General features: G+C 47.0%; 29 protein-coding genes and 1 pseudogene. All 30 read left to right on the top strand.

Going from position 1 to position 25594, the window contains the following annotated elements:
• Positions 1 to 139 precede the first annotated feature (139 nt).
• The 30 genes and pseudogenes from secE (at position 140) to rplR (ending at position 25593) form a co-directional block, all read left to right on the top strand.
• A complete protein-coding gene (gene secE, locus HBAL_RS10520; RefSeq protein ID WP_015827929.1) occupies positions 140 to 343 on the top strand; it encodes a preprotein translocase subunit SecE in 204 nt (67 codons plus the stop codon).
• Between the two features lie 6 nt (positions 344 to 349).
• Positions 350 to 892 carry a transcription termination/antitermination protein NusG gene (gene nusG / locus HBAL_RS10515; protein ID WP_015827928.1) on the top strand — a complete coding sequence of 181 codons (543 nt, stop codon included), beginning with the start codon at positions 350 to 352 and terminating at the stop codon, positions 890 to 892.
• Positions 893 to 1018: 126 nt separating this feature from the next.
• Positions 1019 to 1447, top strand: a complete 429-nt coding sequence (rplK, locus tag HBAL_RS10510; protein WP_015827927.1) for a 50S ribosomal protein L11 — start codon at positions 1019 to 1021, stop codon at positions 1445 to 1447.
• Between the two features lie 4 nt (positions 1448 to 1451).
• Positions 1452 to 2156, top strand: coding sequence for a 50S ribosomal protein L1 (rplA, locus tag HBAL_RS10505; RefSeq protein WP_015827926.1), 705 nt, complete (start codon positions 1452 to 1454; stop codon positions 2154 to 2156).
• A gap of 332 nt (positions 2157 to 2488) precedes the next feature.
• Positions 2489 to 3004 carry a 50S ribosomal protein L10 gene (gene rplJ, locus HBAL_RS10500; protein WP_015827925.1) on the top strand — a complete coding sequence of 172 codons (516 nt, stop codon included), beginning with the start codon at positions 2489 to 2491 and terminating at the stop codon, positions 3002 to 3004.
• Positions 3005 to 3067: 63 nt separating this feature from the next.
• Positions 3068 to 3445: a 50S ribosomal protein L7/L12 gene (rplL, locus tag HBAL_RS10495; RefSeq protein ID WP_015827924.1), complete on the top strand. Its 378-nt coding sequence runs from the start codon at positions 3068 to 3070 to the stop codon at positions 3443 to 3445.
• A 169-nt stretch (positions 3446 to 3614) separates the two neighbouring features.
• Positions 3615 to 7715, top strand: a complete 4101-nt coding sequence (gene rpoB, locus HBAL_RS10490; protein WP_015827923.1) for a DNA-directed RNA polymerase subunit beta — start codon at positions 3615 to 3617, stop codon at positions 7713 to 7715.
• Between the two features lie 99 nt (positions 7716 to 7814).
• Positions 7815 to 12002, top strand: coding sequence for a DNA-directed RNA polymerase subunit beta' (gene rpoC / locus HBAL_RS10485; RefSeq protein WP_015827922.1), 4188 nt, complete (start codon positions 7815 to 7817; stop codon positions 12000 to 12002).
• A gap of 574 nt (positions 12003 to 12576) precedes the next feature.
• A complete protein-coding gene (gene rpsL / locus HBAL_RS10480) occupies positions 12577 to 12948 on the top strand; it encodes a 30S ribosomal protein S12 (protein ID WP_015827921.1) in 372 nt (123 codons plus the stop codon).
• Between the two features lie 9 nt (positions 12949 to 12957).
• Entirely contained in the window at positions 12958 to 13428 is a 471-nt protein-coding gene (gene rpsG / locus HBAL_RS10475; protein WP_015827920.1) for a 30S ribosomal protein S7, read from the top strand.
• 41 nt (positions 13429 to 13469) lie between these two features.
• Complete coding sequence (fusA, locus tag HBAL_RS10470; RefSeq protein WP_015827919.1) at positions 13470 to 15566, top strand: elongation factor G; 2097 nt, start codon at positions 13470 to 13472, stop codon at positions 15564 to 15566.
• 54 nt (positions 15567 to 15620) lie between these two features.
• Positions 15621 to 16814, top strand: coding sequence for an elongation factor Tu (gene tuf / locus HBAL_RS10465; RefSeq protein ID WP_015827918.1), 1194 nt, complete (start codon positions 15621 to 15623; stop codon positions 16812 to 16814).
• Between the two features lie 375 nt (positions 16815 to 17189).
• Entirely contained in the window at positions 17190 to 17510 is a 321-nt protein-coding gene (gene rpsJ / locus HBAL_RS10460) for a 30S ribosomal protein S10 (protein ID WP_015827917.1), read from the top strand.
• A gap of 2 nt (positions 17511 to 17512) precedes the next feature.
• Positions 17513 to 18244 (top strand): 50S ribosomal protein L3, encoded by a 732-nt coding sequence (rplC, locus tag HBAL_RS10455; RefSeq protein ID WP_015827916.1) that lies wholly within the window; start codon positions 17513 to 17515, stop codon positions 18242 to 18244.
• A pseudogene (gene rplD / locus HBAL_RS10450) lies at positions 18244 to 18879 on the top strand (50S ribosomal protein L4); the annotation flags it as partial. The gene rplC and the pseudogene rplD, both read left to right, overlap by 1 nt.
• 297 nt (positions 18880 to 19176) lie before the next feature.
• Positions 19177 to 19476 (top strand): 50S ribosomal protein L23, encoded by a 300-nt coding sequence (locus HBAL_RS10445; protein WP_015827914.1) that lies wholly within the window; start codon positions 19177 to 19179, stop codon positions 19474 to 19476.
• A 16-nt stretch (positions 19477 to 19492) separates the two neighbouring features.
• Positions 19493 to 20320 carry a 50S ribosomal protein L2 gene (rplB, locus tag HBAL_RS10440; protein ID WP_015827913.1) on the top strand — a complete coding sequence of 276 codons (828 nt, stop codon included), beginning with the start codon at positions 19493 to 19495 and terminating at the stop codon, positions 20318 to 20320.
• Positions 20321 to 20335: 15 nt separating this feature from the next.
• Positions 20336 to 20614: a 30S ribosomal protein S19 gene (gene rpsS, locus HBAL_RS10435; protein ID WP_015827912.1), complete on the top strand. Its 279-nt coding sequence runs from the start codon at positions 20336 to 20338 to the stop codon at positions 20612 to 20614.
• Between the two features lie 5 nt (positions 20615 to 20619).
• Positions 20620 to 21018, top strand: a complete 399-nt coding sequence (gene rplV, locus HBAL_RS10430; RefSeq protein ID WP_015827911.1) for a 50S ribosomal protein L22 — start codon at positions 20620 to 20622, stop codon at positions 21016 to 21018.
• A complete protein-coding gene (gene rpsC, locus HBAL_RS10425) occupies positions 21018 to 21779 on the top strand; it encodes a 30S ribosomal protein S3 (RefSeq protein ID WP_015827910.1) in 762 nt (253 codons plus the stop codon). The genes rplV and rpsC overlap by 1 nt, the downstream gene beginning before the upstream one ends.
• Positions 21780 to 21790: 11 nt before the next feature.
• A complete protein-coding gene (gene rplP / locus HBAL_RS10420) occupies positions 21791 to 22204 on the top strand; it encodes a 50S ribosomal protein L16 (RefSeq protein WP_015827909.1) in 414 nt (137 codons plus the stop codon).
• A gap of 16 nt (positions 22205 to 22220) precedes the next feature.
• Positions 22221 to 22427 (top strand): 50S ribosomal protein L29, encoded by a 207-nt coding sequence (rpmC, locus tag HBAL_RS10415; RefSeq protein ID WP_015827908.1) that lies wholly within the window; start codon positions 22221 to 22223, stop codon positions 22425 to 22427.
• 20 nt (positions 22428 to 22447) lie between these two features.
• Positions 22448 to 22696, top strand: a complete 249-nt coding sequence (gene rpsQ, locus HBAL_RS10410) for a 30S ribosomal protein S17 (RefSeq protein ID WP_015827907.1) — start codon at positions 22448 to 22450, stop codon at positions 22694 to 22696.
• A complete protein-coding gene (gene rplN / locus HBAL_RS10405; RefSeq protein WP_015827906.1) occupies positions 22693 to 23061 on the top strand; it encodes a 50S ribosomal protein L14 in 369 nt (122 codons plus the stop codon). Before rpsQ ends, rplN begins: the two co-directional genes overlap by 4 nt.
• A gap of 2 nt (positions 23062 to 23063) precedes the next feature.
• Entirely contained in the window at positions 23064 to 23381 is a 318-nt protein-coding gene (gene rplX / locus HBAL_RS10400; RefSeq protein WP_015827905.1) for a 50S ribosomal protein L24, read from the top strand.
• A complete protein-coding gene (gene rplE / locus HBAL_RS10395) occupies positions 23374 to 23934 on the top strand; it encodes a 50S ribosomal protein L5 (protein WP_015827904.1) in 561 nt (186 codons plus the stop codon). The genes rplX and rplE overlap by 8 nt, the downstream gene beginning before the upstream one ends.
• A gap of 19 nt (positions 23935 to 23953) precedes the next feature.
• Positions 23954 to 24259: a 30S ribosomal protein S14 gene (gene rpsN / locus HBAL_RS10390; protein WP_015827903.1), complete on the top strand. Its 306-nt coding sequence runs from the start codon at positions 23954 to 23956 to the stop codon at positions 24257 to 24259.
• A 14-nt stretch (positions 24260 to 24273) separates the two neighbouring features.
• Positions 24274 to 24669, top strand: a complete 396-nt coding sequence (gene rpsH, locus HBAL_RS10385) for a 30S ribosomal protein S8 (RefSeq protein WP_015827902.1) — start codon at positions 24274 to 24276, stop codon at positions 24667 to 24669.
• A gap of 21 nt (positions 24670 to 24690) precedes the next feature.
• Complete coding sequence (rplF, locus tag HBAL_RS10380) at positions 24691 to 25227, top strand: 50S ribosomal protein L6 (RefSeq protein ID WP_015827901.1); 537 nt, start codon at positions 24691 to 24693, stop codon at positions 25225 to 25227.
• Between the two features lie 3 nt (positions 25228 to 25230).
• The gene (gene rplR / locus HBAL_RS10375) at positions 25231 to 25593 is read left to right on the top strand and encodes a 50S ribosomal protein L18 (protein WP_015827900.1); all 363 of its coding nucleotides are present in this window, start codon (positions 25231 to 25233) and stop codon (positions 25591 to 25593) included.
• Position 25594: the final 1 nt, after the last annotated feature.

The raw sequence follows: 25594 nt of genomic DNA, 5'->3' as shown, positions 1-25594 counted from the left end.
GCTTGAAACTTACGATGACCTAAGTCAATTAGAAACCCAAGATTATAGTTTTTTTAGATAGGTATGGACGTGAGGCCTGTGTTCGACTACAAGGCCTCCCTTAACCCATCCCTTAAAATCGGGAAGACACGGATAGCTCATGGCTGAGACCAAGAAGCGCACGAACCCTTTTACCTTTTTCGGTCAGGTGCGTGCTGAAGGACGAAAAGTAACTTGGACATCGCGACAGGAAACTGTAGCGGCAACAATCATGGTTTTGATCATGGTTGTATTTGCATCAATTTTCTTTTTGCTAACGGATTGGGTCGTCTCGGCCGTTGTTAAGCTAATTACAGGGATCTAAAACCCCATGGCCAAAGCCAGATGGTATATCGTTCACGCATACTCAAATTTTGAGAAAAAAGTTGCTGCTTCCATTCGCGAGCAGGCGGCAATGCAAGAGCTTGAGCACCTTTTTGAAGAAATTGAAGTGCCGACAGAAGAAGTTGTGTCTGTGGTGCGTGGTAAAAAGAAGACGACAGAGCGTCGCTATTTTCCTGGATATGTTCTGGTGAAAATGCAGCTAACGGATGCTGCTTATCACTTGGTAAAAGAAACACCAAAAGTGACAGGGTTCTTGGGTGCTGATGGCGGTAAAAAGCCTTTGCCGGTTCCTCAGTCTGAGGTTGACCGGATTATGGGACAAGCTTCTGAGGCTGCTGAGCGTCCAGAAATACCAAATGTCATTTATGAAGTTGGTGAAAAAGTTAAAGTTACAGATGGCCCGTTTGCTTCCTTTGAGGGTGCTGTTGAAGATGTTGATCTTGAAGCAGCTCGTTTGAAGGTGACTGTTTCCATCTTTGGCCGTGAAACACCGGTCGATCTAGAATTTGGTCAGGTTGAAAAGCTATAGGCTTTTGGGCTGGCTAATTAACGATGTGGGAGGCGGGCTGTAAGTCCATAGTGTCGCCGCACCACGTCATTCCCGGTGCGTATGGATTTATTCTGTGCGCACGCTTCGCGTTTTGAAAGGGAAATCATGGCGAAGAAATTACTTGGGCAGCTTAAGCTGCAAATTCCGGCTGGCTCTGCCAACCCGTCTCCACCTGTTGGTCCTGCATTGGGTCAGCGCGGTATCAACATCATGGAATTCTGTAAGGCGTTTAATGCTAAGACGCAGGAAATGGAAAAGGGTATGCCTATTCCTGTGGTGATTGATTACTATCAAGATAAGTCTTTCACGTTTGCGACAAAGACACCGCCGGCAAGTTATTACCTTAAAAAGGCTGCTGGTCTTTCTAAAGGTGGAACTGAGCCTGGGCGTGCTGTTGCTGGTTCTGTGACAATGGCTCAATGCCGTGAAATCGCTGAAGCTAAATTGCAAGATTTGAACACAGCTGATGCTGATCAAGGTGCTAAGATTATCGCTGGGTCTGCCCGTGCGATGGGCTTGACGGTGACGGAGTAGTATCATGGCTAAAGTTGGAAAACGTATTGCTGCAGCGCGTTCTGCAGTAGAAGTTGGTAAAGCGTACACGCTTGCTGCTGCTGCGGAATTGGTAAAATCAAACGCAACTGCTAAATTTGATGAAACAGTAGAAATTGCTGTAAATCTTGGTGTTGACCCTAAATATGCGGATCAGATGGTTCGTGGTGTGGTGTCACTTCCGCATGGTACTGGTCGTACAGTGCGTGTTGCTGTTTTTGCACGTGATGCAAAAGCTGATGAAGCACGTGAAGCAGGTGCAGACATCGTGGGTGCTGAAGACCTTATGGAAGAAATTCAAGAAGGTAAGATGGACTTTGATCGCGTGATTGCGACACCTGATATGATGGCTATTGTTGGTCGTCTAGGTAAAGTTCTTGGTCCGCGTGGTCTTATGCCAAACCCTAAGGTCGGAACTGTAACACCAAACGTTGCTAAAGCTGTTGCTGATGCAAAAGGTGGTGCTGTTGAGTTCCGTGCTGAGAAGACTGGTATTGTTCATGTTGGTGTTGGGAAAGCTTCTTTTTCTCAAGACGCAATTGAAGAAAATGCACGTACTTTGATCCTTGCTTTGCAGAAGGCTCGTCCTTCTGGTGCGAAAGGAACATACGTTAAAAAGATTACACTAAGCTCCACAATGGGGCCTGGTGTTGAAATTGATACTCAGGAAGCACTTGCATCTGACGCGTAAGTGTGCATAAGAGATCAATTCGGCGACAGCTCGGTGGTTAACATCGTACTGTCGCCTTTCTCGTCCGAGATTGCGGGTGGGGGCAGTTCTTCTGAATTGTCCACATAATCATTTGGCCCGTATGAGACGGGGTGTAAGGATAAGGTTCGCGATTGGGTTGTAAAATCTGATTGTGATCTGGGTTTCTATATCGCCCTGGGACGGGGGTACACTAACATAAGTTAGTCGTGCCTCATTCAGCTCCTTGTGGGTTGTGCGAGTGCGATATGGCAGATGTTCGTGTGCTATCCTGGGGTGACCGGATGGTTCGGTTACCTAAATTGGAGGCCGCTATGGATAGAGCTGGAAAAATTAAAGCGCTAGAGATGCTGAAAGGTATTTTTGGTGAGGCGGGTGCGGTAATCGTAACCCATTATTCCGGACTGACTGTGGCGGAGATGTCTGACCTGCGCACGAAGCTCGCTGCTGAAGGTGCAAGTCTAAAAGTTATTAAGAACCGTCTTGCTAAGATTGCTCTTGATGGTCGTGGTGGTGATGAACTGGCTGGTATGTTTACTGGTCCAGTTGCTATTGCTTATGCACCAGACCCTGTATCAGCCGCTAAGGTTTGTGCAGCCTATTCCAAAGATAACGAAAAGCTCGTTCTCGTTGGTGGGATTATGGAAAATGACGTGCTTGATAAAGCTAAGGTTGAGGCTCTTGCCAAAATGCCTTCTCTGGATCAGCTGCGTGGCAAGATCATTGGTGTTATTCAGGCTCCTGCAACGAAAGTTGCTGGCGTACTTCAGGCACCAGCTGGTCAATTGGCTCGCGTCATTTCGGCGTACAGCACAAAAGACGCTGCTTAAGAACAACATCTCTAAACACTCAGTTCAAGTTTAAAGACTATAGAAGTATTAGGAAGAAACCCAATGTCCAAATTAGAACAAATCGTAGAAGACTTGTCAGCATTGTCTGTTATGGAAGCTGCTGAACTAGCTACTCTTCTTGAAGAAAAGTGGGGCGTATCTGCTGCTGCTCCTGTTGCTGTTGCTGCTGCTGGTGGTGGTGAAGCCGCTGCTGCTGCTGAAGAGAAAACAGAATTCGACGTCGTGTTGAAAGCTGCTGGCGCTAAGAAAATCAACGTTATTAAAGCTGTTCGTGAAATCGTTTCAGGTCTTGGCCTGAAAGAAGCGAAAGAGCTTGTTGAAGCTGCTCCTAAGGCAGTTAAAGAAGGCGTTGACAAAGCAGAAGCTGAAGAAATCAAGAAAAAACTTGAAGAAGCTGGTGCTGAAGTCGAGCTTAAGTAAGCTTTACGAATGCAGGCGATTCGGTCACCCCGCGTAAAGGTGGTCGAATAGCCTTAAAACTTTAAGGCGGCGTCCCAATTGGGTCGTCGCTTTTGCGCACCGGATGTGGCGAGGTTCCTACGTTCCCTTGATTGGCGCGATGTAGCTACCCTTAAGAAGAGGCCCAAACATGGCTCTGTCGTTTACGGCGAAAAAGCGTATTCGGAAATCCTTCGGGAATATCCCAGAATCAATCCAAATGCCGAACCTGATCGAGATTCAGCGTTCATCTTATGAGCATTTCTTGCAAATGCACGTATCATCATCTGAGCGTGAAGGCGAAGGCCTAGACGCTGTGTTCAGGTCCGTGTTCCCGATCAAAGATTTTTCTGATCGTGCGACCCTTGAATATGTGTCTTATGAGTTTGAGCCGCCTAAGTTTGATACACAGGAGTGTATGCAGCGTGACTTGAATTATGCTGCTCCTCTGAAGGTCAAATTGCGTCTGATCGTTTTTGAAACAGACGAGGAAACCGGCGCTCGCTCTATTAAAGATATTAAAGAGCAAGACGTTTATCTTGGTGATATTCCGTTGATGACGGAAAAGGGTACATTCATCGTGAATGGTACTGAGCGCGTTATCGTGTCTCAGATGCACCGTTCTCCTGGTGTGTTCTTTGATCACGATAAAGGTAAAACGCACGCTTCTGGTAAGTTGTTGTTTGCTGCACGTATTATTCCATACCGTGGTTCATGGCTGGATTTTGAATTCGATGCAAAAGATATCATGCATGTGCGTATCGACCGTAAGCGTAAGCTGCCTGCAACGGCGTTGCTTCAGGCGCTTGGTTACGACCATGAGCGTATTTTGGATACATTCTATTCCAAAGTAGGCTATCGCATTGATAAAGCTGGTTGGATCACATCATTCTCTCCTGATCGCTGGAAAAGCGTTCGTGTGGAATTTGATATTCTTAATGCTGCTGATGGTAAGGTTGTCTTTAACGGTGGGAAGAAAATTTCTCCGATTAAAGCCAAGCGCGCCGGCGAAGCTGGTGTTGAAGAAGTGCTTGTTCCATCTACTTTCCTTGAAGGTAAATTTGTTGGTGAAGATATCGTCAACATGGAAACAGGTGAGATCTTCGTTGAGGCTGGTGATGAGCTAACAGAAGAAAGCATTGCAGAGCTTCGCGATGCCGGCGTGGACATGATTACTGTCCTCGATACTGATAGTGAAGCGGCACGTGGCCCATGGCTTCGCAACACATTGAAAGTCGACAAAGCGTCAAACCGTACAGAGGCATTGTCTGATATCTATCGTGTGATGCGTCCAGGTGAGCCACCAACACTTGAAGCATCTGAAGCGTTGTTTAACCAATTGTTCTTCGACAGTGAGCGCTATGATTTGTCGGCTGTTGGTCGTGTGAAAATGAACATGCGCCTTGGCTTTACATTGGAAGAAGCGCCAGACACTGAACGTACATTGCGTGAGGATGATATCCTTGGTGTGATGTCGACAGTGTTGGATCTGAAGGATGGTAAAGGGGAAGTCGATGATATCGATAACCTTGGAAACCGTCGTGTTCGTTCATGTGGTGAACTTCTAGAAAACGCATACCGTGTTGGTCTTGTTCGCATGGAACGTGCGATCAAAGAGCGTATGTCATCTGTTGATATCGATACAGTTATGCCGCACGACTTAGTGAATGCTAAGCCTGTGCATGCTTCTGTTCGTGATTTCTTTGGTTCTTCACAACTTTCACAGTTTATGGACCAAACAAACCCACTATCAGAGATTACGCACAAACGTCGTCTTTCTGCGCTTGGGCCGGGTGGTCTAACGCGTGAACGTGCTGGGTTTGAGGTGCGCGATGTGCACCCAACGCACTATGGTCGTATTTGTCCGATTGAGACACCAGAGGGACCAAACATTGGTTTGATCAACTCTTTGGCGACTCATGCCCGTATTAACAAATATGGTTTCATTGAAAGTCCGTACCGTCAGGTTAAGGACGGTATTCCTCAAGATCAGGTCGATTATCTATCTGCTATGGAAGAATACCGCTTTAAGATTGCTCAGGCGAACGCGGCAATTGGTGAAGATGGTAAATTGACGAATGAGTTTGTGAACGCGCGTGTGGCTGGTGAAGCGACACTCGTATCACGTGACGAAGTTGATTACATGGATGTGTCACCTAAACAGGTTGTTTCTGTGGCGGCGGCAATGATCCCATTCCTTGAGAATGACGATGCGAACCGCGCGCTCATGGGATCAAACATGCAACGTCAGGCTGTTCCGCTTGTGAAAACGGATGCACCTCTTGTCGGTACTGGGATGGAGCGTATTGTTGCGCGTGACTCTCGTGCGGCGATTGTGGCAAAACGTTCAGGTGTTGTTGAGCAAGTTGATGCAACGCGTATTGTTGTGCGTGCACTTGATGGTCTGGATGCGACACGCTCTGGTGTGGACATTTATCGTCTATCAAAATTCCAACGTTCAAACCAAAACTCATGTATCAACCAGCGTCCTATCGTTAAAGTTGGTGATGAGATTGTGGCGGGTGACATCATTGCTGATGGTCCATCTACAGATCTTGGTGATTTGGCGCTTGGTCGTAACGTGCTTGTGGCGTTTATGCCTTGGTCTGGTTACAACTTTGAGGACTCCATCCTTATTTCTGAGCGTATTGTGCGCGATGATGTGTTCACTTCAATTCACATTGAAGAGTTTGAAATTGCATCTCGTGATACAAAGCTTGGTCCTGAAGAAATCACACGTGATATTCCAAACGTCGGTGAGGAAGCGCTTCGCAACCTCGATGAAGCTGGTATTATTGCGGTTGGTGCTGAAGTTACAGCCGGTGATATTCTCGTCGGTAAGGTGACGCCAAAGGGTGAAAGCCCAATGACGCCAGAAGAAAAACTTCTTCGTGCGATCTTTGGTGAAAAAGCATCTGATGTGCGTGATACGTCGCTTCGTGTGCCTCCGGGTGACACAGGTACGATTGTGGAAGTTCGTGTCTTTAACCGCCATGGTGTGGATAAGGACCAGCGTGCACTTCAAATCGAGCGTGAACAAATTGAAGCATTGCAAAAAGATAAAGATGACGAGCTCGCAATTATCGAGCGTGACTCTTATGACCGTTTGCGCAGCCTTCTACTTGGGCAAAAAGCAATTGCCGGCCCTAAAGGGTTCAGCAAAGGTGAAATTAGCACAGACAGCTTGAGTGAAGTTTACGAAACAGACATGTGGAAAATTGCGGTTGAGGATGAAGGTATTCAAACTCAAATCGACAACATCAAGTCTGCACTAGATAGCTCTCGTTCTCTAATCGAAGCGCGTTTTGAAGATAAAGTCGACAAAGTGCAACGCGGTGATGATCTGCCTCCGGGTGTGATGAAGATTGTGAAAGTCTTTATCGCTGTGAAGCGTAAGCTTCAGCCGGGTGATAAAATGGCTGGTCGTCACGGTAACAAAGGGGTGATTTCTCGCATTAACCCGCTGGAAGACATGCCGCACCTTGAAGATGGAACACCTGTTGATATCGTGTTGAACCCGCTAGGGGTTCCATCGCGTATGAATGTGGGACAAATCCTTGAAACTCACTTGGGTTGGGCGTGTTCTGGTCTTGGTCGTATGATTGATGACTCACTAAAAGAGTATCACCGTGACCATGATATTGTTAAATTGAAGGATCAGCTTGCTCACTGTTATGGTGACAACCAAGAGCTTCCTGAGAAAGAAGAAGAGCTTGTTGAACTTGCTGGAAATCTGAAAAAAGGTATCCCGATCGCTACTCCAGTGTTCGATGGTGCGAGTTCTGAGCAAATCGACGAGATGCTTACGCGTGCAGGTTTTGATACGTCTGGCCAATCAACTGTTTATGATGGTCGTACGGGTGAGCGTTTCGCACGTAAGGTTACGGTTGGGTATAAGTATCTCTTGAAACTTCACCACTTGGTGGATGACAAGATACACGCACGTTCTACTGGTCCTTACTCACTTGTGACGCAGCAACCATTGGGTGGTAAAGCTCAATTTGGTGGACAGCGTTTCGGTGAGATGGAGGTCTGGGCACTTGAAGCTTATGGTGCTGCTTATACCCTGCAAGAGATGTTGACTGTGAAATCAGATGACACAGCTGGACGGGCTAAAGTTTATGAATCTATCGTCCGTGGTGATGATAGTTTTGAAGCGGGTATCCCTGAAAGTTTCAATGTTTTGATCAAAGAGATGCGTTCTCTAGGTCTAAATGTAGAGTTGCTAGAGGCCGAGGATCCTGAGGCGTAGTTCGACGCCTCATGGAGACTATTTTCGTTATTTTATTTATGCTTGTGAGGCCGTTAGAACCGGTCCGCAGGCCCACCCTTTAAGGGAGATCGCGTCAGGATGAGCCAGGAAATCAGCAATCTGTACAATCCAAACGCCCCGGCACCGAATTTCGAGGCCATTCAAATTGCAATCGCTAGTCCGGAGCAAATCCGTGACTGGTCTTCAGGTGAGATTAAAAAGCCTGAAACAATCAACTACAGAACGTTCAAGCCTGAGCGTGATGGGTTGTTTTGTGCGCGCATATTTGGACCAGTAAAAGACTATGAATGTCTTTGTGGGAAATATAAACGTATTAAATATCGCGGTGTAACGTGTGAAAAATGTGGTGTTGAAGTCACATTGGCGCGTGTGCGTCGTGAGCGCATGGGGCACATTGATTTGGCCGCACCAGTTGCACACATCTGGTTCCTAAAATCATTGCCATCCAGAATTTCACTCATGCTAGACATGACGTTGAAAGACGTGGAGCGCGTTCTTTATTTTGAAGCCTATATCGTAACTGAGCCAGGTCTGACACCGATGGAGCCTAAACAGCTTCTGACGGAAGAAGAGTATATGGATGCTCAGGACGAATACGGTGAAGATAGCTTCACAGGTATGATTGGTGCTGAAGCTGTTCGTGAATTGCTCATGAACATGGATCTTGAAGCCGTTGCCGATCAATTACGTGAAGACTTGGCTGAAGCGACAGGTGAGCTTAAGCCGAAGAAAATCGCCAAACGTCTAAAAATCATCGAGAACTTTTTGCACTCGCAGTGTCGTCCTGAATGGATGATTATGACGATTGTTCCTGTGATCCCGCCAGAATTGCGTCCACTTGTGCCGCTTGATGGTGGTCGTTTTGCGACATCAGATTTGAACGACCTTTACCGTCGTGTGATCAACCGTAACAACCGCTTGAAGCGCCTGATGGAGCTTCGTGCACCTGACATTATCATCAGAAACGAGAAGCGTATGCTTCAAGAATCTGTTGATGCATTGTTTGATAATGGTCGTCGCGGTCGTGTGATTACAGGGACAAACAAACGTCCATTGAAATCATTGTCTGACATGTTGAAAGGTAAGCAGGGGCGTTTCCGTCAGAACTTGCTTGGTAAACGTGTGGACTATTCCGGTCGTTCTGTGATCGTGGTTGGTCCAGAGTTGAAGCTTCACCAATGTGGTCTTCCTAAGAAGATGGCGTTGGAGCTGTTCAAGCCGTTCATCTATTCTCGCCTAGAAGCTAAAGGTCTCACAGGGACTGTTAAGGCTGCTAAGAAAATGGTGGAGAAAGAGAAGCCGGAAGTTTGGGATATCTTGGAAGAAGTTATCCGCGAACACCCAGTCATGCTGAACCGTGCGCCAACACTTCACCGTCTTGGTATTCAGGCGTTTGAGCCTAAGCTGATTGAAGGTAAAGCTATCCAGCTTCACCCATTGGCTTGTGCGGCGTTCAACGCTGACTTTGATGGTGACCAAATGGCGGTTCACGTTCCATTGAGCCTCGAGGCTCAGCTGGAAGCACGTGTGCTTATGATGGCGACGAACAACATCTTGTCACCAGCGAATGGTAAGCCGATTGTGGTTCCATCTCAGGATATCATTTTGGGTCTATATTATCTTTCTATTCAGAAAGAAAATGAACCAGGTGAGGGCATGGTTTTTGCCGATATGGCAGAGATTGAGCACGCACTTGCGCAACGTTCTTTGACCATACACACGAAAATCAAAGCACGCTTCCAGTCATTCGATCAGGATGGTAACAAGGCATATCAAATTATTGATACGACACCTGGTCGTATGATGATTATTGAGTGTCTACCAAAAGTTCCGGGTATTAGCCCTGACCTTGTGAACGAGCTGATGACGAAAAAAGCTGTCGGTCGTATTATCGATACTGTTTACAGAACATGTGGCCAGAAAGCGACTGTACTTTTCTGTGACTCAATCATGGCTGTTGGTTTCCGTGAAGCTGCGCGTGGTGGTATTTCGTTTGGTAAGGATGACATGGTTATCCCTGAAGCGAAGATCAAACTCGTTCAGGAAACACGTGATCAGGTTTCAGAATATGAGCGTCAATACTCAGATGGTCTGATTACCCGTGGTGAGAAATACAACAAAGTTGTTGATGCTTGGTCTCAGTGTACAGACAAAGTTGCTGATGCGATGATGGATGCGTCTGCTGAGCCATTGGTTGATCCGATAACTGGTCGCCAAGATGAGGCAAACTCTGTGTTCATGATGGCGCACTCTGGTGCGCGTGGTTCGAAAAACCAAATGAAACAGCTGGCTGGTATGCGTGGTCTTATGGCTAAGCCGTCAGGTGAGATTATTGAGACACCGATTGTGTCTAACTTCAAGGAAGGTTTGACCGTTCTTGAATACTTTAACTCCACCCACGGTGCGCGTAAGGGACTGGCTGATACGGCTCTTAAAACGGCTAACTCTGGTTATCTAACACGTCGTCTTGTGGATGTTGCTCAAGATTCAATCATCACAGAACAAGATTGTGGAACTGCTCGCGGTATCACATTGTTTGCTGTGATGGATGGTGCTGAAGTTGTTGTGTCACTAGGAGACCGTGTACTAGGGCGTACAACGGCTGAAGACGTGAAACATCCTTCTTCTGGAACGATTATCGCGCCAGCAAATACTTATGTTGAAGAAGATCTCGCATCTGAATTTGACGAAGCTGGTGTGGACTCAATCAAGGTTCGCTCGGTACTTACATGTGAAACACGTAACGGTGTTTGTGCATCTTGTTACGGTCGTGACCTTGCGCGTGGTACACGTGTCAATGAAGGTGAGGCTGTCGGTGTTATCGCTGCTCAGTCAATCGGTGAGCCGGGTACTCAGCTTACAATGCGTACTTTCCACATTGGTGGTGCTGCGCAGGTTTCAAACGATAGTTCTGTTGATGCGGCCTTCGATGGTACCATTAAACTGGAAAACGAAGCTCTCGTAGAGCGTGAAGACAAAACATACGTTATTGTTGGACGTTCAATGGAAGTGAAGATTGTCGATGAGGACGGACGTGTTCGTCAGACATTCAAACCAGCATACGGTACACGCTTGAGATTTGGTGAAGGTGCCAAGGTTAAAGGTGGTGATCGTGTTGCTGATTGGGATCCATTTGCGACACCAATCATTTCTGAAGCAACAGGTATTGTCCGTTTTGAGGATATGCTTGATGGCTTGACGACACGTGATGAGACAGATGAAGCAACTGGTATCGCTTCTAAAGTTCTTATTGACTGGCGTTCAGGTGCTAAGGCTGCTGCTGATCTGAAACCGGCTGTTGTTCTTGTGGATGACAATGGTGAAGTCGTGAAGCTGGAGAATGGATCAGAGGCGCGTTATCACTTGCCTGTTGATGCTATCCTTTCTGTTGCCGAAGGTGACACAATGGTTCCTGGTGACATGGTTGCGCGTCTGCAAACAGGTGGTGCGAAAACAAAAGACATCACCGGTGGTCTTCCACGTGTTGCTGAATTGTTTGAGGCACGTCGTCCTAAGGATCACGCTGTTATTGCTGAAATCGACGGTACAGTTGAATTTGGACGCGACTACAAGAATAAGCGTCGTATTCGTCTGGTTCCGGATGAAGAAGGTCGTGAACCAGCTGAATACCTTATCCCGAAAGGTAAGCATCTCCTTATTCAAGAGGGTGATGCCATTAAGAAGGGTGAGTACATTCTAGATGGGAACCCTGCACCTCAAGACATCCTAGCGATTATGGGTGTTGAAGCATTGGCCAATTATCTGGTTGATGAAGTGCAGAAGGTTTACCGTCTACAGGGTGTGCCTATCGACGATAAACACATTGAGGTTATCGTGCGTCAAATGCTTCAGAAAGTTGAAGTGACTGACGCTGGTGAGACAATGTTGCTTAAAGGCGAGCAGGTTGACGCTGTTGAGTTTGAAGATGCTAATGCTGCTGCGCGCAAAGCGAAGAAGCGCGAAGCGATTGGGACACCAATTCTTCTTGGTATCACGAAGGCGTCGCTGCAGACGCGTTCATTCATCTCTGCGGCTTCCTTCCAGGAAACAACACGCGTGCTTACTGAGGCGTCTGTACAAGGTAAAATTGATACGCTTGAAGGCCTTAAAGAGAACGTTATCGTTGGTCGCTTGATACCAGCTGGTACTGGTAGTGCGCTACGTCACTACCGTAAGATGGCTTATGACCGTGATATTAAATTGCGTGAACAACGTAAGGTGAATGCTGAGCTTGAAGCTTTGCCTGCACCGACTGCTGAAGAATAGAATTTTCAGTTTCAAAAAAACTAAATGCCGCTTCAGAAATGAGGTGGCATTTTTTTGTGTCGGTAGGAATGAATCGACTGAGAATTGAAAAGAATCAAGGCTGTTTCTGTTGGGTGCCTAGATTAAGAAGCTTGATGTCTGAGTATGGAAACAATGTCGCAATTGTGAATGACTATGATTGAGTTTTGTTCGCTCCAAGTTTTTGATTCTCGGGTGTAGGGAAAAGGTGAATATTCGGGATAGGTGCGGGGTTTGGGGCGTTTGTTGATGTGTTTAATGTGTTAATCATGCGTCTATACCGCAAAATTATAAATTTAGTGGCTCATTGTTTCTTTAAACACTTGACCCATTCGCGCAGGATGAGTATGACCCCCGCTCACGTTGCACACTGGCGAAGAAGATAGTTTCGAGACTCGCCTGAGCACATGATAATTCTGAAGTGCGAAAGCCTTCATATTAAACGTAAGAGTAGCCGGGGCGGGCAGGGGTCTGCTGCGGCTATATGATTTGGATGAAAGTATCGCGTATCGGCTGAAATTGCCTACGTTATACTGAATGGAAAGAGCGAGGGCTGATGCCTACGATTCAACAGCTGATCCGCAAGCCGCGTCAAGACAAGGCTAGACGGAACAAGGTGCCGGCTCTGAAGGCCTGCCCACAACGTCGCGGTGTTTGTACGCGCGTTTACACAACAACTCCTAAGAAGCCGAACTCGGCTCTTCGTAAAGTTGCTAAAGTTCGTTTGACTTCTGGTTATGAGTCGATCTGTTATATCCCGGGTGAAGGCCACAACCTTCAAGAGCACTCTGTTGTTCTAATCCGTGGTGGGCGTGTTCGCGACCTTCCAGGTGTACGTTACACCATTCTTCGCGGTGTCTTGGATACTCAAGGCGTCAAAGATCGTAAGAAACGCCGTTCACACTACGGTGTGAAGCGCCCGAAATAAGAGTAAGATATGTCACGTCGCCACCGCGCAGAAAAACGCCAAATCCTACCGGACGCTAAGTTCGGTGATTTGATCCTATCAAAATTCATGAACCTCATCATGATCGACGGCAAGAAGTCCGCTGCTGAACGTATTGTATACGGAGCTTTGGAAATTGTTGGTGATCGTGCCAAGCGTGATGCTGTTGAGCTGTTCCACGAAGCGTTGGACAATGTGTCCCCATCTGTGGAAGTACGTTCCCGTCGTGTTGGTGGTGCTACATACCAGGTGCCAGTCGAAGTTCGTCCTGATCGTCGTCAAGCTTTGGCTATCCGTTGGATGGTTTCTGCGTCACGTGCTCGCTCTGAAAGCACAATGCGCGAGCGTCTTGCTGGTGAGCTTTTGGATGCTGCGAATGGTCGTGGTGCTGCTGTTAAGAAGCGCGAAGATACACACCGTATGGCGGAAGCCAACCGTGCGTTCTCACACTATCGTTGGTAATTTAGACTTAGTATTTTAACACTCCAAATTTAGGGTGAAACATGCCTCGTACGCATAAGCTCGAAGACTATCGCAACTTCGGAATCATGGCGCACATCGACGCGGGTAAAACCACGACGACTGAGCGTATTCTATACTACACCGGTAAGTCTCACAAGATTGGTGAAGTTCACGATGGTGCTGCCACCATGGACTGGATGGACCAAGAGCAAGAGCGTGGTATTACTATCACGTCTGCTGCGACGACTTGTTTCTGGACGTCAGCAAATGACAGTGTTGAAAAACGTCTAAACATTATTGACACACCGGGACACGTTGACTTCACGATTGAAGTTGAGCGTTCATTGCGTGTGCTTGATGGTGCTGTTTGTTGTTTGGATGCAAACGCTGGTGTTGAGCCTCAAACAGAGACTGTTTGGCGTCAGGCTGATAAATACCAAGTTCCTCGCATGATTTTTGTCAACAAGATGGATAAGTTGGGTGCTGACTTCTTCCGTTGTGTGGAAATGGTTGTGGATCGTTTGGGTGCAACACCGCTTTGTTTGCAGATTCCGATTGGTTCAGAGAATGCCTATAAAGGTATGATCGACATCGTGAAGATGCGCTCAGTTGTTTGGCTTGAAGAAAGCTTGGGTGCTAAATACGAATTTGGTGATATTCCTGAAGACCTAATGGATCAGGCTCAAGAATACCGCGAGAAATTGATCGAAACTGCTGTTGAAGCAGATGAAGCTGCAATGGAAGCTTACCTTGAGGGTGAGGAGCCAGATGAAGCAACTCTAAGATCACTTATTCGTAAGGGTTGTATTGCGAACCTTTTTGTTCCTATTCTTTGTGGTACAGCTTTTAAAAACAAAGGTGTTCAGCCTTTGCTTGACGCTGTTGTTGATTACTTGCCTTCGCCGCTTGATATTGCAGCGATCAAAGGTATTGATGCGAACACTGAAGAGCCATTGGTGCGTAAGGCATCTGATGATGAGCCTCTTGGTATGCTCGCGTTCAAGATTATGAACGACCCGTTCGTAGGAACTTTGACTTTCTGTCGTATCTACTCCGGTAAGCTGGTAAAAGGTACGACTTTGTTAAACACAGTTAAGGGTAAAAAAGAGCGTATCGGGCGTATGCTCGAGATGCACTCCAATGATCGTAAAGATATCGAAGAAGCATTTGCTGGTGATATCGTTGCTGTTGCTGGTCTTAAAGATACGACGACAGGTGACACAATCTCAGACCCTGCGAAGCCAGCCATTTTGGAGCGTATGGAATTCCCTGAGCCAGTTATCGAAATTGCTGTTGAGCCAAAAACGAAAGCTGACCAGGAAAAAATGGGTCTTGCTCTTCAAAAATTGGCAGCGGAAGACCCGTCTTTCCGTGTGAAAACTGATGAGGAATCTGGTCAGACAATTATGGCTGGTATGGGTGAGCTTCACCTTGATATTCTTGTCGATCGTATGAAGCGTGAATTTGGTGTTGAAGCCAATATTGGTCAGCCTCAAGTTGCTTACCGTGAAACACTAAGCCGTGCGGCTGAAGTAGTTTACACGCACAAGAAACAATCTGGTGGTTCTGGTCAGTTCGCGGAAGTGAAAATGATTTTCGAACCTCTAGAGCCGGGCGAAGGCTTTGTGTTTGAAAGTCAGGTTGTCGGTGGTTCTGTGCCTCGTGAATATATTCCGGGTGTAGAAAAAGGTGTGAAGAGTATCAAAGATGCTGGTCCACTTGCTGGTTTCCCTGTGATCGACTTTAAAGCAACATTGCTTGAAGGTAAGTATCACGATGTTGACTCCTCTGTGCTTGCGTTTGAAATCGCAGCGCGTGGTGCGTTCCGTGATGCTGCTGGTAAGGCTCAAATTAAATTGCTTGAGCCGATCATGAAAGTAGAAGTAATTTCACCGGAAGAATATGTCGGTGGAGTGATTGGTGACTTGAACTCACGTCGTGGGCAGGTTTCTGGTCAGGAGGTTCGTGGTGTAGCCGTTGTTGTTGCTGCTATGGTACCTCTTTCAAGTATGTTCGGTTACGTGAATAACTTGCGTTCTATGACGCAGGGCCGGGCACAATATAGCATGCAGTTCGACCATTATGACACAGTACCAAATGCGGTGTCTAAAGAAGTCATTGAAAAGCTGAATGGTTAATCGATAAGTGCGGTGAAAGCCGTAATGAATTAAGTCGTCCCAAGGAGTATTAAGATGGCTAAGGAAAAGTTTCAACGTAATAAACCGCACGTGAACATCGGTACGATCGGACACGTGGACCACGGTAAAACAACACTTACAGCTGCGATCACAATGACGCTTGCTGATGTGACAGGTGCTGAGAAGAAGTCCTATGAGGACATCGACAACGCTCCAGAAGAAAAAGCACGTGGTATCACCATTAACACATCACACGTTGAGTATGAGACAGAAAACCGTCACTACGCTCACGTTGACTGTCCTGGACACGCTGACTATGTGAAAAACATGATCACTGGTGCAGCTCAAATGGATGGTGGTATTCTTGTTGTGAATGCTGCAGATGGTCCAATGCCACAAACACGTGAGCACATCTTGCTTGCGCGTCAGGTTGGTGTTCCTGCGCTTGTTGTTTTCTTGAACAAAGTTGACCAAGTTGACGATGAAGAGCTTCTAGAGCTTGTAGAAATGGAAATTCGTGAGCTTCTTTCTGAGTACGATTTCCCAGGTGATGATATTCCAATCATCGCTGGTTCAGCTCTAGCAGCTGTTGAAGGCCGCGACGACGAAATTGGTAAAAACAAAGTTCTCGAACTTATGGCTGCTGTGGATGAGTACATTCCTGAGCCAGATCGTCCAGTTGACTTGCCATTCCTAATGCCTATCGAGGATGTGTTCTCGATTTCTGGTCGTGGTACAGTGGTAACAGGTCGTATCGAGCGTGGTGTTATTAACGTTGGTGACGAAATTCACATCGTTGGTATCAAAGAAGAAGTTGCAATAACAACATGTACTGGTGTTGAAATGTTCCGCAAACTGCTTGATCGCGGTGAAGCTGGTGACAATGTTGGTATTCTACTTCGTGGTATCGACCGTGATGGTGTTCAACGTGGTCAGGTTCTTTGTAAGCCTAAATCAATCACGCCACACAAAAAGTTTGTTGCTGAAGCATATATTCTTACAAAAGAAGAGGGTGGACGTCACACTCCATTCTTCACAAACTACCGTCCACAGTTTTACTTCCGTACAACTGACGTGACGGGTGTTGTGACTCTTCCAGATGGTACTGAAATGGTTATGCCTGGCGATAACGTTAAAATGAACGTTGAGCTAATCCAACCTATCGCGATGGAAGAGAAGCTTCGCTTCGCTATCCGTGAAGGTGGACGTACTGTTGGAGCTGGTGTTGTTGCTGCAATCAGCGACTAATACTTGATCCAAATGTGATTTTGAAAAGGGCGTTTAACTTTCGAGTTAGACGCCCTTTTTATGTAAGGGTATCTGATGTTTGAAAAGTTGTGGAGGAGAGGCCTAACCCGCCTATTCAAAGCTGAATAATCGCTTTCCGAATATTTCTTTGATTCCTTTATAACAAATGGTTGACGACTCGCGAGTCGGAGACTATGAAGACCCTTCTCTTGCGACGGTGGTCGTGCGAAGCGCCAATATAGGTTCTATATAGAGCGCGGATGTAAACACACCGGCAAGCGATTAGACGAAACAATTATTTTTACACGCGACGTCCTGCCTCGGGGATTGGTTCCCTTAGGTCTATGGCGCGTTTTAGTTTATCGGGCGGATCTCATGGACCGACAAAACATTCGTATTAGGCTAAAGGCCTTCGACCATCGTGCGCTGGATCAGTCCGCGCGCGAAATCGTGTCGACCGCAAAGCGCACTGGCGCTGATGTGCGTGGTCCTGTGCCTTTGCCTACACGTATCGAGAAGTTTACAGTTAACCGCTCTCCGCACGTGAATAAGAAATCACGTGAGCAGTTTGAAATCAGAACTCACAAGCGCGTATTGGACATTGTGGACCCGACTCCACAAACTGTTGATGCGTTGATGAAGCTTGACCTTTCTGCTGGTGTTGCTGTTGAAATCAAACTTGAGGGAGCCCGCTAATCATGCGTACGGGTTTGCTTGCTAAAAAATTGGGTATGACACGTGTCTTCGGTGAAGATGGTGCTCACATTCCCGTGACTGTTCTTCAGCTTGATGGTTGTCAGGTTGTTGGTCAGCGTACTAAAGAGCGCGACGGTTATGTGGCGCTTCAGCTTGGTGCTGGTTCTCGTAAAGCTAAGAATGTGACTAAGCCTATGCGTGGTCAGTTTGCTGCTGCTAAGGTTGAGCCTAAAGCTGTTTTGCGTGAGTTTCGTGTAGACGAAGACATGCTTGTTGATGTTGGAGCTGAATTTTCTGCTGAACATTTTGTTCCTGGTCAGAAGGTTGATATAGCTGGAACTGCCAAGGGTAAAGGTTTTGCTGGTGCGATGAAGCGCTGGAACTTTGGTGGTCTACGTGCGTCACACGGTGTTTCTATCTCTCACCGTGCGCTAGGTTCTACTGGTCAATGTCAGGACCCTGGTAAAGTCTTCAAAGGTAAGAAGATGGCCGGTCAATACGGTAATGTCCGTATTACAACTCAAAATATCGAAGTTGTTCGTGTGGATGCTGATCGTGGTCTTGTTCTTGTTAAGGGTGCTGTCCCAAGCGCTAAGAATGGCTGGGTTGAAGTTCGTGATGCTGTGAAAAAGGCTGCTCCAGAGGGTCTTCCGACACCTGCTGCGATTAAAGCGGCTGCTCAAGAAGCTGCACCTGCTGAAGCAGAAGCGCCAGCTGATGGAGGCGAGGCATAATGAAACTCGACGTAATTAATCTTGATGCTAAGAAAGCTGGAAGTGTTGAGCTGAACGATGCCGTGTTTGGTATTGAAGACGTTCGTCCAGATATTCTGCAGCGTATGGTTCGTTACCAATTGGCTAAACGTCAAGCTGGTACGCACAAGACACAGACTCGTTCTGAAGTGAACAAAACAAAGACACGTTTTGGTCGCCAAAAAGGTGGTGGTGGTGCGCGTCACGGTTCTCGTAACGCTCCTATCTTTGTTGGTGGTGGTGTGGCTCACGGACCTAAAGTTCGTTCGCACGCTCATGATCTGACAAAAAAATTCCGTGCTTTGGCTCTGAAACATGCTCTTTCTGCGAAGGTTAAAGATTCTTCTTTGATCGTCCTTGAAGAGGCTGCTGTTTCTGAAGTTAAGACAAAAGCACTTCGTGCGCAGTTTGAAGCTCTTGGGTTGAAAAACGCATTGGTTATCGGTGGTGAATCACTGGACGATAACTTCGCAAAAGCTGCTCGCAACATACCAAACATTGATGTTCTGCCGTTTGCCGGATTGAATGTTTATGACGTTATGCGTCGCCACACTTTGGTTCTTACCAAAGAGGCTGTTGATGCAGTGCATGCACGTTTTGATGGTTCATCAGCTTCAGCTCTTGATTTTACTGGCGACAATTTTGTTGATGAAATCGTGGTCGTAGACGGTATCGGTGCTCAATCAGCAAAGACACTTGCTAAAGCTGGTTATGCGACATTGTCTTCTGTGGCTGCTTTGTCTGCTGCGGATGCTGCGAAAGTGTTTGAGGCTGCTGGTTATGGTCCTCGCGCTGCGCGTGAAGATTGGCATGGTCAAGCTAAAGAGATGGTTTCTGGTAAGCCGCCTCGTGCAAAAGTTGATCAACGTTACGTGGCTCAAGTCATCGCAAAACGTGCGAAGGAGGCTTAAGACATGGCTGATGTGAAAACAATCCATTACGACAAAGTTGTTGCTCCGATTATTACGGAAAAATCAACAATCTTGTCTGAGCAAAACAAAGTTGTTTTCCGTGTTCCTCTCGAGGCTTCTAAGCCTGAGATTAAAGATGCGGTTGAAGCGTTGTTTAAAGTGAACGTTATCTCTGTGAACACTGTTGTTCAAAAAGGGAAAACAAAGCGTTTTAAAGGTGTTCTCGGACGCCGCAACGACATTAAAAAAGCGGTCGTGACATTGAAGGACGGACAGTCCATTGATGTAGCGACTGGCTTGTAAGGCGAGGGCGGAGAGAATGGCTCTTAAGACATACAACCCAAGATCGCCAGGTCTGCGTCAACTTGTTTTGGTTGACCGTTCTGCGCTTCACAAAGGTCGCCCAGTCAAGAAATTGACTGAAGGTTTGACTGGAAGTGGTGGTCGTAACAATTTAGGTCGCATTACTGCGCGCCGCATCGGTGGTGGAGCTAAAAAGCTTTACCGTATAATCGATTTTAAGCGTCGTAAATTTGATGTGCCAGCAACTGTTGAGCGTTTGGAATATGACCCAAACCGTTCAGCTTTTATCGCTCTTCTAAACTATGAAGACGGTGAGCAGGCATACATTATTGCGCCACAACGTTTGGCTCCGGGTGATACTGTTATTGCTGGTGAAAATGTTGACATTAAGCCAGGTAATGCATTGCCGCTTAAAAGTATCCCTGTTGGTACAATCATCCACAATGTTGAGATGAAGCCACTTAAGGGTGCTCAGATTGCGCGTGCTGCTGGTACTTATGTTCAGCTTGTTGGTCGTCAGGATGGTTACGCTCAGGTGAAACTATCTTCTGGTGAGCTTCGTTTGATCCCAGAACTATGTATCGCAACAATTGGTGCTGTTTCTAACCCTGACAACATGAACCAAAACTTGGGTAAAGCTGGTCGTAAACGCCACCTTGGTAAACGCCCTTCAGTTCGTGGTGTTGTGATGAACCCAGTCGATCACCCACACGGTGGTGGTGAGGGTAAATCTTCCGGTGGTCGTCACCCAGTGACACCATGGGGTAAGAAAACTCGCGGTCCAAAGACTCGTAATAACAAAACGACTGATCGTTTGATCGTTCGTCGTCGCAACAAGAAATAGCGGAGGAATATAGATATGCCACGCTCCGTTTGGAAAGGTCCTTTTGTCGACGGCTACTTGCTTAAAAAAGCAGAAGTCGCAGCAGAGGCTACACGTCCGACGCCGATCAAAACTTGGTCACGTCGTTCGACTGTATTACCAAACTTTGTGGGTCTGACGTTTCAGGTTCACAACGGTAACAAGTTTATACCTGTTAACGTGTCGGAAGACATGGTTGGTCACAAATTTGGTGAGTTCGCACCTACGCGGACATATTACGGCCATGGTGCCGATAAAAAAGCGAAGCGGAAGTAGGGACGATGGGTAAGGCCAAAAATCCTCCAAAGCAGGCAGCTAACGAAAGTCGCGCAGTATTGCGTATGCTTCGCGTAAGCCCGCAAAAGCTGAACTTGATCGCGCAATCCATTCGTGGAATGTCAGTCGAAAAAGCTCAAGCTGAATTAACATTTTCACGCAAGCGTCACTCTAATGAAGTGTTGAAGCTGCTGAACTCTGCGATTGCAAACGCGGAAAACAATCACGGTTTGGACATTGACAGTCTTGTCGTTGCTCAGGCTCACGTGGGTAAAAACCTCGTCATGAAGCGTATCCGGGCACGTGCTCGTGGTCGCGCAGCACGCATCCTTAAGCCTTTCGCACAGATGACTATCGTCTTGCGTGATGCTTCTATGGACGCTGAAAGCCAGGAGGCGGCATAATGGGTCAGAAGGTAAATCCCATCGGGTTACGCCTAGGCGTCAACCGTACAGCTGACAGTCGTTGGTATGCGGACAGTGTCGACTTCGGTCGTTTGCTGCACGAAGACCTGCGTTTGCGTAAATACATTCAAGAGTGGCGTCCAAAGGACGACAATTCAGGAAAACGTACTGGTGAAGTTTTGGCTCGCCGTGCAGGTATTTCGAAAATTATTATTGAGCGTCCTCACAAGAAGTGCCGCATTACTGTTCACACATCTCGTCCAGGGATGGTTATCGGTAAAAAAGGTGCTGACATCGAGAAGCTTCGTAAAGATCTTTCCAAGTTTGTAACTGACGAGGTTTTCGTAAACCTTGTTGAGGTTCGCAAGCCTGAGATTGATGCGAAACTTGTTGCTGAAGACGTAGCACGCCAGCTAGAGCGTCGTGTATCTTTCCGTCGCGCAATGAAGCGGACTATTCAGTCTGCTATGCGTTTGGGCGCTGAAGGTATTCGTTTGAACGTAGCTGGTCGTTTGGGTGGAGCAGAAATCGCGCGTACTGAATGGTATCGCGAAGGACGTGTTCCACTTCACACTCTACGTGCTGACATCGACTATGGTGTTGCCGAAGCTATGACAACTTACGGTATCATTGGTATCAAGGTCTGGATCTTCAAAGGTGAGATCATGGAGCACGACCCAATGGCACGTGATCGCAAAGCTGAAGCCTCTGGTGATGCTCGTGCACGTCAATCTCGTCCTGACAATAATAGTCGGGGTTAAGGAGATAGGTCATGTTGCAACCAAAACGGACTAAGTTCCGCAAACAGTTTAAGGGCCGCATCAAAGGAAACGCCAAAGGTGGCGCGACTTTGACATTCGGTTCATATGGTCTTAAAGCGCTCGAGCCAGAGCGTGTGACGTCTCGTCAGATTGAGGCCACTCGTCGTGCTATTACCCGTCACATGAAACGTGTGGGTAAAGTATGGATCAGAATCTTTCCAGATGTGCCTGTGTCAGCAAAACCGACAGAAGTACGTATGGGTAAAGGTAAGGGGTCGCCAGAATTTTGGGCGGCTAAAGTAAAACCAGGTCGTATCATGTTTGAGATCGATGGTGTAACTGAAGAGATTGCGCGTGAAGCTCTTTCTCTAGGTGCCGCTAAATTGCCGATCAAAACCAAGATCGTCAAACGGTTGGGCGAATAGGGAGCGTTGGAAAAAAATGAAAATTGAAGACGTTCGCGCAAAGACGCCCGATGAACTTGTTTCTGAATTGACGAAACTCAAGAAAGAACAGTTCAATCTTCGCTTCCAGCAGGCAACAGGTCAGTTGGAGAACACCGCCCGCGTGCGGCAGGTGCGTAAGGACATCGCAAAGATCAAGACGATCCTAGCGGAAAAATCCAAAGCGCAAACCGGCGCTGCGTGAGTTTGAGGGAATAGAGAACAATGCCCAGGCGGATTATGGAAGGCGTGGTTGTATCCACAGCAACGGATAAAACTGCAGTAGTACGTGTTGATCGTACTTACCTTCACCCCCTTTTGAAAAAGACCGTTCGTCGGTCAAAGAAATACCACGCTCACGATGAGAGTAATGTGGCGACTGTTGGACAGAAAGTATCTATCCAAGAATGTCCGCCTCGCTCTAAGTTGAAGCGTTGGGAATTAATTACGGCTGCGGAAGGATCTAATTCATGATCCAGATGCAATCAAACTTGGATGTAGCGGATAACTCCGGTGCAAAACGCGTTCAGTGCATCAAGGTTCTTGGTGGTGCTAAACGTCGTTACGCTTCAGTTGGCGACCAGATTGTTGTTTCTATTAAAGAAGCGACACCTAAAGGTCGTGTAAAGAAGGGTGATGTGCGCCGTGCGATTGTGGTACGCGTCAAAAAAGACATCCAACGTCGTGATGGTTCAGTCATTCGTTTTGATTCTAACGCTGCAGTTATTATCAACACAAATGGTGAGCCGCTAGGTACTCGTATTTTTGGACCAGTTCCTCGTGAATTGCGCGCTAAAAACCACATGAAAATCATCTCACTTGCTCCGGAGGTGCTATAATTATGGCAGCTAAGATCAAGAAGGGTGACAAGGTCGTTGTGCTTTCTGGTAAAGACAAAGGTAAGCAGGGCGTTGTCTCTCGTGTACTCGTCGATGACCAGAAGGTTGTTGTGTCAGGTGTGAACATGGTTTCACGTCACACAAAACCTACTCAAGCCGACCAAGGTGGCATCAAGAATTTTGAAGCCCCTATGCATGTTTCTAACGTGGCTCACATAGACCCACGTGACGGTAAACCAACACGCGTCGGTTTCAAAACTGATGACAATGGCCGTAAGGTTCGTGTTGCAAAACGCTCAGGGGAGGCCATCGATGTCTGATGTCGCCACATACGAGCCGCGGCTTCAAACCCTTTACAGGGAAGAAATTCGCGCAAAAATGAAAAATGAGTTTAAGTACAGCAATGAAATGCAAGTACCTAAACTTGATAAAGTTGTAATCAACATGGGTTTGGGTGCTGCGGTATCTGACTCTAAAAAGGTTAAGTCTGCGGTAGCTGCTCTTCAAGCTATTTCAGGTCAGAAGCCTGTTGAAACAAAAGCTCGCAAGTCTATCGCTGGTTTTAAACTGCGTGAAGACATGACAATCGGTGCGAAGGTTACTTTGCGTCGGGCGCACATGTATGAATTTTTAGACCGTTTGACAACTATTGCGCTTCCTCGCGTGAAAGACTTCCGTGGACTTAACGGTAGATCTTTTGATGGCCGTGGAAACTACGCAATGGGTCTTAAAGAGCACCTCGTTTTCCCAGAGATCAACTATGATGAAGTTGATCAACCTTGGGGTATGGATATTATTGTGTGCACGACAGCGCCCACTAACGAAGAAGCGAAAGCACTCTTAAAAGAGTTCGGCTTTCCGTTTCGTAACTAGAGCGCTGGAGAGAGTTTAAATGGCTAAGAAAAGTGCAGTAGAGAAAAACAAAAAGCGTATGCGTCTAGTGGAAAAATATGCCGCTAAACGTGCTGCTTTGAAAGCGCAAGCTTTGGATGACAATGCGCCACTAGAGGATCGCTTCAATGCGCGCCTTAAACTGGCTAAATTGCCTCGCAACTCCGCACCAAACCGTGTGCGTAATCGTTGTGAAGTAACAGGTCGTCCGCGCGGTTTTTACCGCAAGCTTAAGATGTCTCGTATCGCATTACGCGAACTTGGCAGCGCGGGGATGATCCCCGGGCTCGTGAAATCGAGCTGGTAAGAGAGGGATAGGCTATGAACCTGAATGATCCTCTAGGCGATATGCTAACTCGGATCCGTAACGCGCAAATGCGTGGCCGGTCTACAGTTGTAACGCCTGCTTCCAAACTTCGCGTCCGTGTATTGGATGTCCTTCAATCTGAAGGTTACATCCGTGGATACACTGAAGTCGAGAAGGACGGAAAAGCAGAGATTGAAATTGAGCTGAAATACTTTGACGGCGCACCTGTGATCCAAAAGATTGCCCGTGTTTCCAAACCTGGACGTCGTGTATATTCTGCTTCTAAGGATATTCCTTTGGAGCGTAATGGACTGGGTATTTCTATTTTATCAACGCCTAAGGGCGTGATGTCAGACAATGTTGCTCGTACCGAGAATGTCGGTGGCGAAATTCTTTGTCGGGTATCCTAGGGCGTAGAGGAAGTATTTGATATGTCCCGGATTGGTAAAAAACCTGTAACGGCACCGAGTGGAGTAACAGTGAACATCACTGATACAAACATCTCGGTAAAAGGACCAAAGGGTGAGCTAGCTCTTGCTTTGACTGATGATGTTTCAGTTAAGCTTGAAGGTGCTGACATTATTGTGTCGCCGAAAGATGAAAACGATAACAAAAGCCGCGCGCTTTGGGGCACTATTCGTGCTCGTATTTTCAACATGGTTGAAGGCGTGTCTAAAGGTTTTGAGAAAAACCTAGAGTTGGTCGGTGTTGGTTATCGTGCTGCTGTTAAAGGCAACGACTTGGAATTGAACCTTGGGTTTTCACACCCAGTTGTTCACAAAGCTCCAGAAGGCATCACATTCAAATGTGCAAAGCCAACTGAGGTTAAGATCGAAGGGATTGATAAACAATCTGTCGGTCAAGTTGCTTCCGAGATCCGTAGCTATCGTCCACCTGAGCCTTACAAAGGTAAAGGTATCCGCTATGAAGGCGAACATGTTCGCCGTAAAGAAGGTAAGAAGAAGTAAGCCATGTTGTCATCGCGCGAAAAACAAATACGCCGGGCCCAACGCGTGCGTACTCGCCTTCGGAAGATTGCGAACGGAAAGCCACGTTTGTCGGTTAGCCGTTCGTCAAAGAACATTTCCGTACAGCTTATTGATGATGCTGAAGGCAAAACAATTGTCTCAGCATCTACTCTAGAAGCTGAATTTAAAAAGGCTGGTAACACTGGCGCATCTAAAGATGCAGCAGTTGTCATCGGTAAACTCATTGCTGAACGTGCGACTAAAGCTGGCGTTTCGGAGTGTGTTTTCGATCGTGGAGGTTTTATCTTCCACGGCCGTGTCAAAGCCCTAGCTGATGCTGCCCGTGAGGGCGGCTTGAAATTCTAGA

Origin of the sequence: Hirschia baltica ATCC 49814 (genome assembly GCF_000023785.1) — a bacterium.
GTDB lineage: Bacteria > Pseudomonadota > Alphaproteobacteria > Caulobacterales > Hyphomonadaceae > Hirschia > Hirschia baltica.
Note: the sequence above shows the minus strand (reverse complement) of the source record. Positions and strands in the feature narration are given on the sequence as shown.

Excerpts from the sequence above, each read along its gene's own strand:
- secE (WP_015827929.1), top strand. The coding sequence starts at position 140 with ATGGCTGAGACCAAGAAGCGCACGAACCCTTTTACCTTTTTCGGTCAG.
- nusG (WP_015827928.1), top strand. The coding sequence starts at position 350 with ATGGCCAAAGCCAGATGGTATATCGTTCACGCATACTCAAATTTTGAG.
- rplK (WP_015827927.1), top strand. The coding sequence starts at position 1,019 with ATGGCGAAGAAATTACTTGGGCAGCTTAAGCTGCAAATTCCGGCTGGC.
- rplA (WP_015827926.1), top strand. The coding sequence starts at position 1,452 with ATGGCTAAAGTTGGAAAACGTATTGCTGCAGCGCGTTCTGCAGTAGAA.
- rplJ (WP_015827925.1), top strand. The coding sequence starts at position 2,489 with ATGGATAGAGCTGGAAAAATTAAAGCGCTAGAGATGCTGAAAGGTATT.
- rplL (WP_015827924.1), top strand. The coding sequence starts at position 3,068 with ATGTCCAAATTAGAACAAATCGTAGAAGACTTGTCAGCATTGTCTGTT.
- rpoB (WP_015827923.1), top strand. The coding sequence starts at position 3,615 with ATGGCTCTGTCGTTTACGGCGAAAAAGCGTATTCGGAAATCCTTCGGG.
- rpoC (WP_015827922.1), top strand. The coding sequence starts at position 7,815 with ATGAGCCAGGAAATCAGCAATCTGTACAATCCAAACGCCCCGGCACCG.
- rpsL (WP_015827921.1), top strand. The coding sequence starts at position 12,577 with ATGCCTACGATTCAACAGCTGATCCGCAAGCCGCGTCAAGACAAGGCT.
- rpsG (WP_015827920.1), top strand. The coding sequence starts at position 12,958 with ATGTCACGTCGCCACCGCGCAGAAAAACGCCAAATCCTACCGGACGCT.
- fusA (WP_015827919.1), top strand. The coding sequence starts at position 13,470 with ATGCCTCGTACGCATAAGCTCGAAGACTATCGCAACTTCGGAATCATG.
- tuf (WP_015827918.1), top strand. The coding sequence starts at position 15,621 with ATGGCTAAGGAAAAGTTTCAACGTAATAAACCGCACGTGAACATCGGT.
- rpsJ (WP_015827917.1), top strand. The coding sequence starts at position 17,190 with ATGGACCGACAAAACATTCGTATTAGGCTAAAGGCCTTCGACCATCGT.
- rplC (WP_015827916.1), top strand. The coding sequence starts at position 17,513 with ATGCGTACGGGTTTGCTTGCTAAAAAATTGGGTATGACACGTGTCTTC.
- HBAL_RS10445 (WP_015827914.1), top strand. The coding sequence starts at position 19,177 with ATGGCTGATGTGAAAACAATCCATTACGACAAAGTTGTTGCTCCGATT.
- rplB (WP_015827913.1), top strand. The coding sequence starts at position 19,493 with ATGGCTCTTAAGACATACAACCCAAGATCGCCAGGTCTGCGTCAACTT.
- rpsS (WP_015827912.1), top strand. The coding sequence starts at position 20,336 with ATGCCACGCTCCGTTTGGAAAGGTCCTTTTGTCGACGGCTACTTGCTT.
- rplV (WP_015827911.1), top strand. The coding sequence starts at position 20,620 with ATGGGTAAGGCCAAAAATCCTCCAAAGCAGGCAGCTAACGAAAGTCGC.
- rpsC (WP_015827910.1), top strand. The coding sequence starts at position 21,018 with ATGGGTCAGAAGGTAAATCCCATCGGGTTACGCCTAGGCGTCAACCGT.
- rplP (WP_015827909.1), top strand. The coding sequence starts at position 21,791 with ATGTTGCAACCAAAACGGACTAAGTTCCGCAAACAGTTTAAGGGCCGC.
- rpmC (WP_015827908.1), top strand. The coding sequence starts at position 22,221 with ATGAAAATTGAAGACGTTCGCGCAAAGACGCCCGATGAACTTGTTTCT.
- rpsQ (WP_015827907.1), top strand. The coding sequence starts at position 22,448 with ATGCCCAGGCGGATTATGGAAGGCGTGGTTGTATCCACAGCAACGGAT.
- rplN (WP_015827906.1), top strand. The coding sequence starts at position 22,693 with ATGATCCAGATGCAATCAAACTTGGATGTAGCGGATAACTCCGGTGCA.
- rplX (WP_015827905.1), top strand. The coding sequence starts at position 23,064 with ATGGCAGCTAAGATCAAGAAGGGTGACAAGGTCGTTGTGCTTTCTGGT.
- rplE (WP_015827904.1), top strand. The coding sequence starts at position 23,374 with ATGTCTGATGTCGCCACATACGAGCCGCGGCTTCAAACCCTTTACAGG.
- rpsN (WP_015827903.1), top strand. The coding sequence starts at position 23,954 with ATGGCTAAGAAAAGTGCAGTAGAGAAAAACAAAAAGCGTATGCGTCTA.
- rpsH (WP_015827902.1), top strand. The coding sequence starts at position 24,274 with ATGAACCTGAATGATCCTCTAGGCGATATGCTAACTCGGATCCGTAAC.
- rplF (WP_015827901.1), top strand. The coding sequence starts at position 24,691 with ATGTCCCGGATTGGTAAAAAACCTGTAACGGCACCGAGTGGAGTAACA.
- rplR (WP_015827900.1), top strand. The coding sequence starts at position 25,231 with ATGTTGTCATCGCGCGAAAAACAAATACGCCGGGCCCAACGCGTGCGT.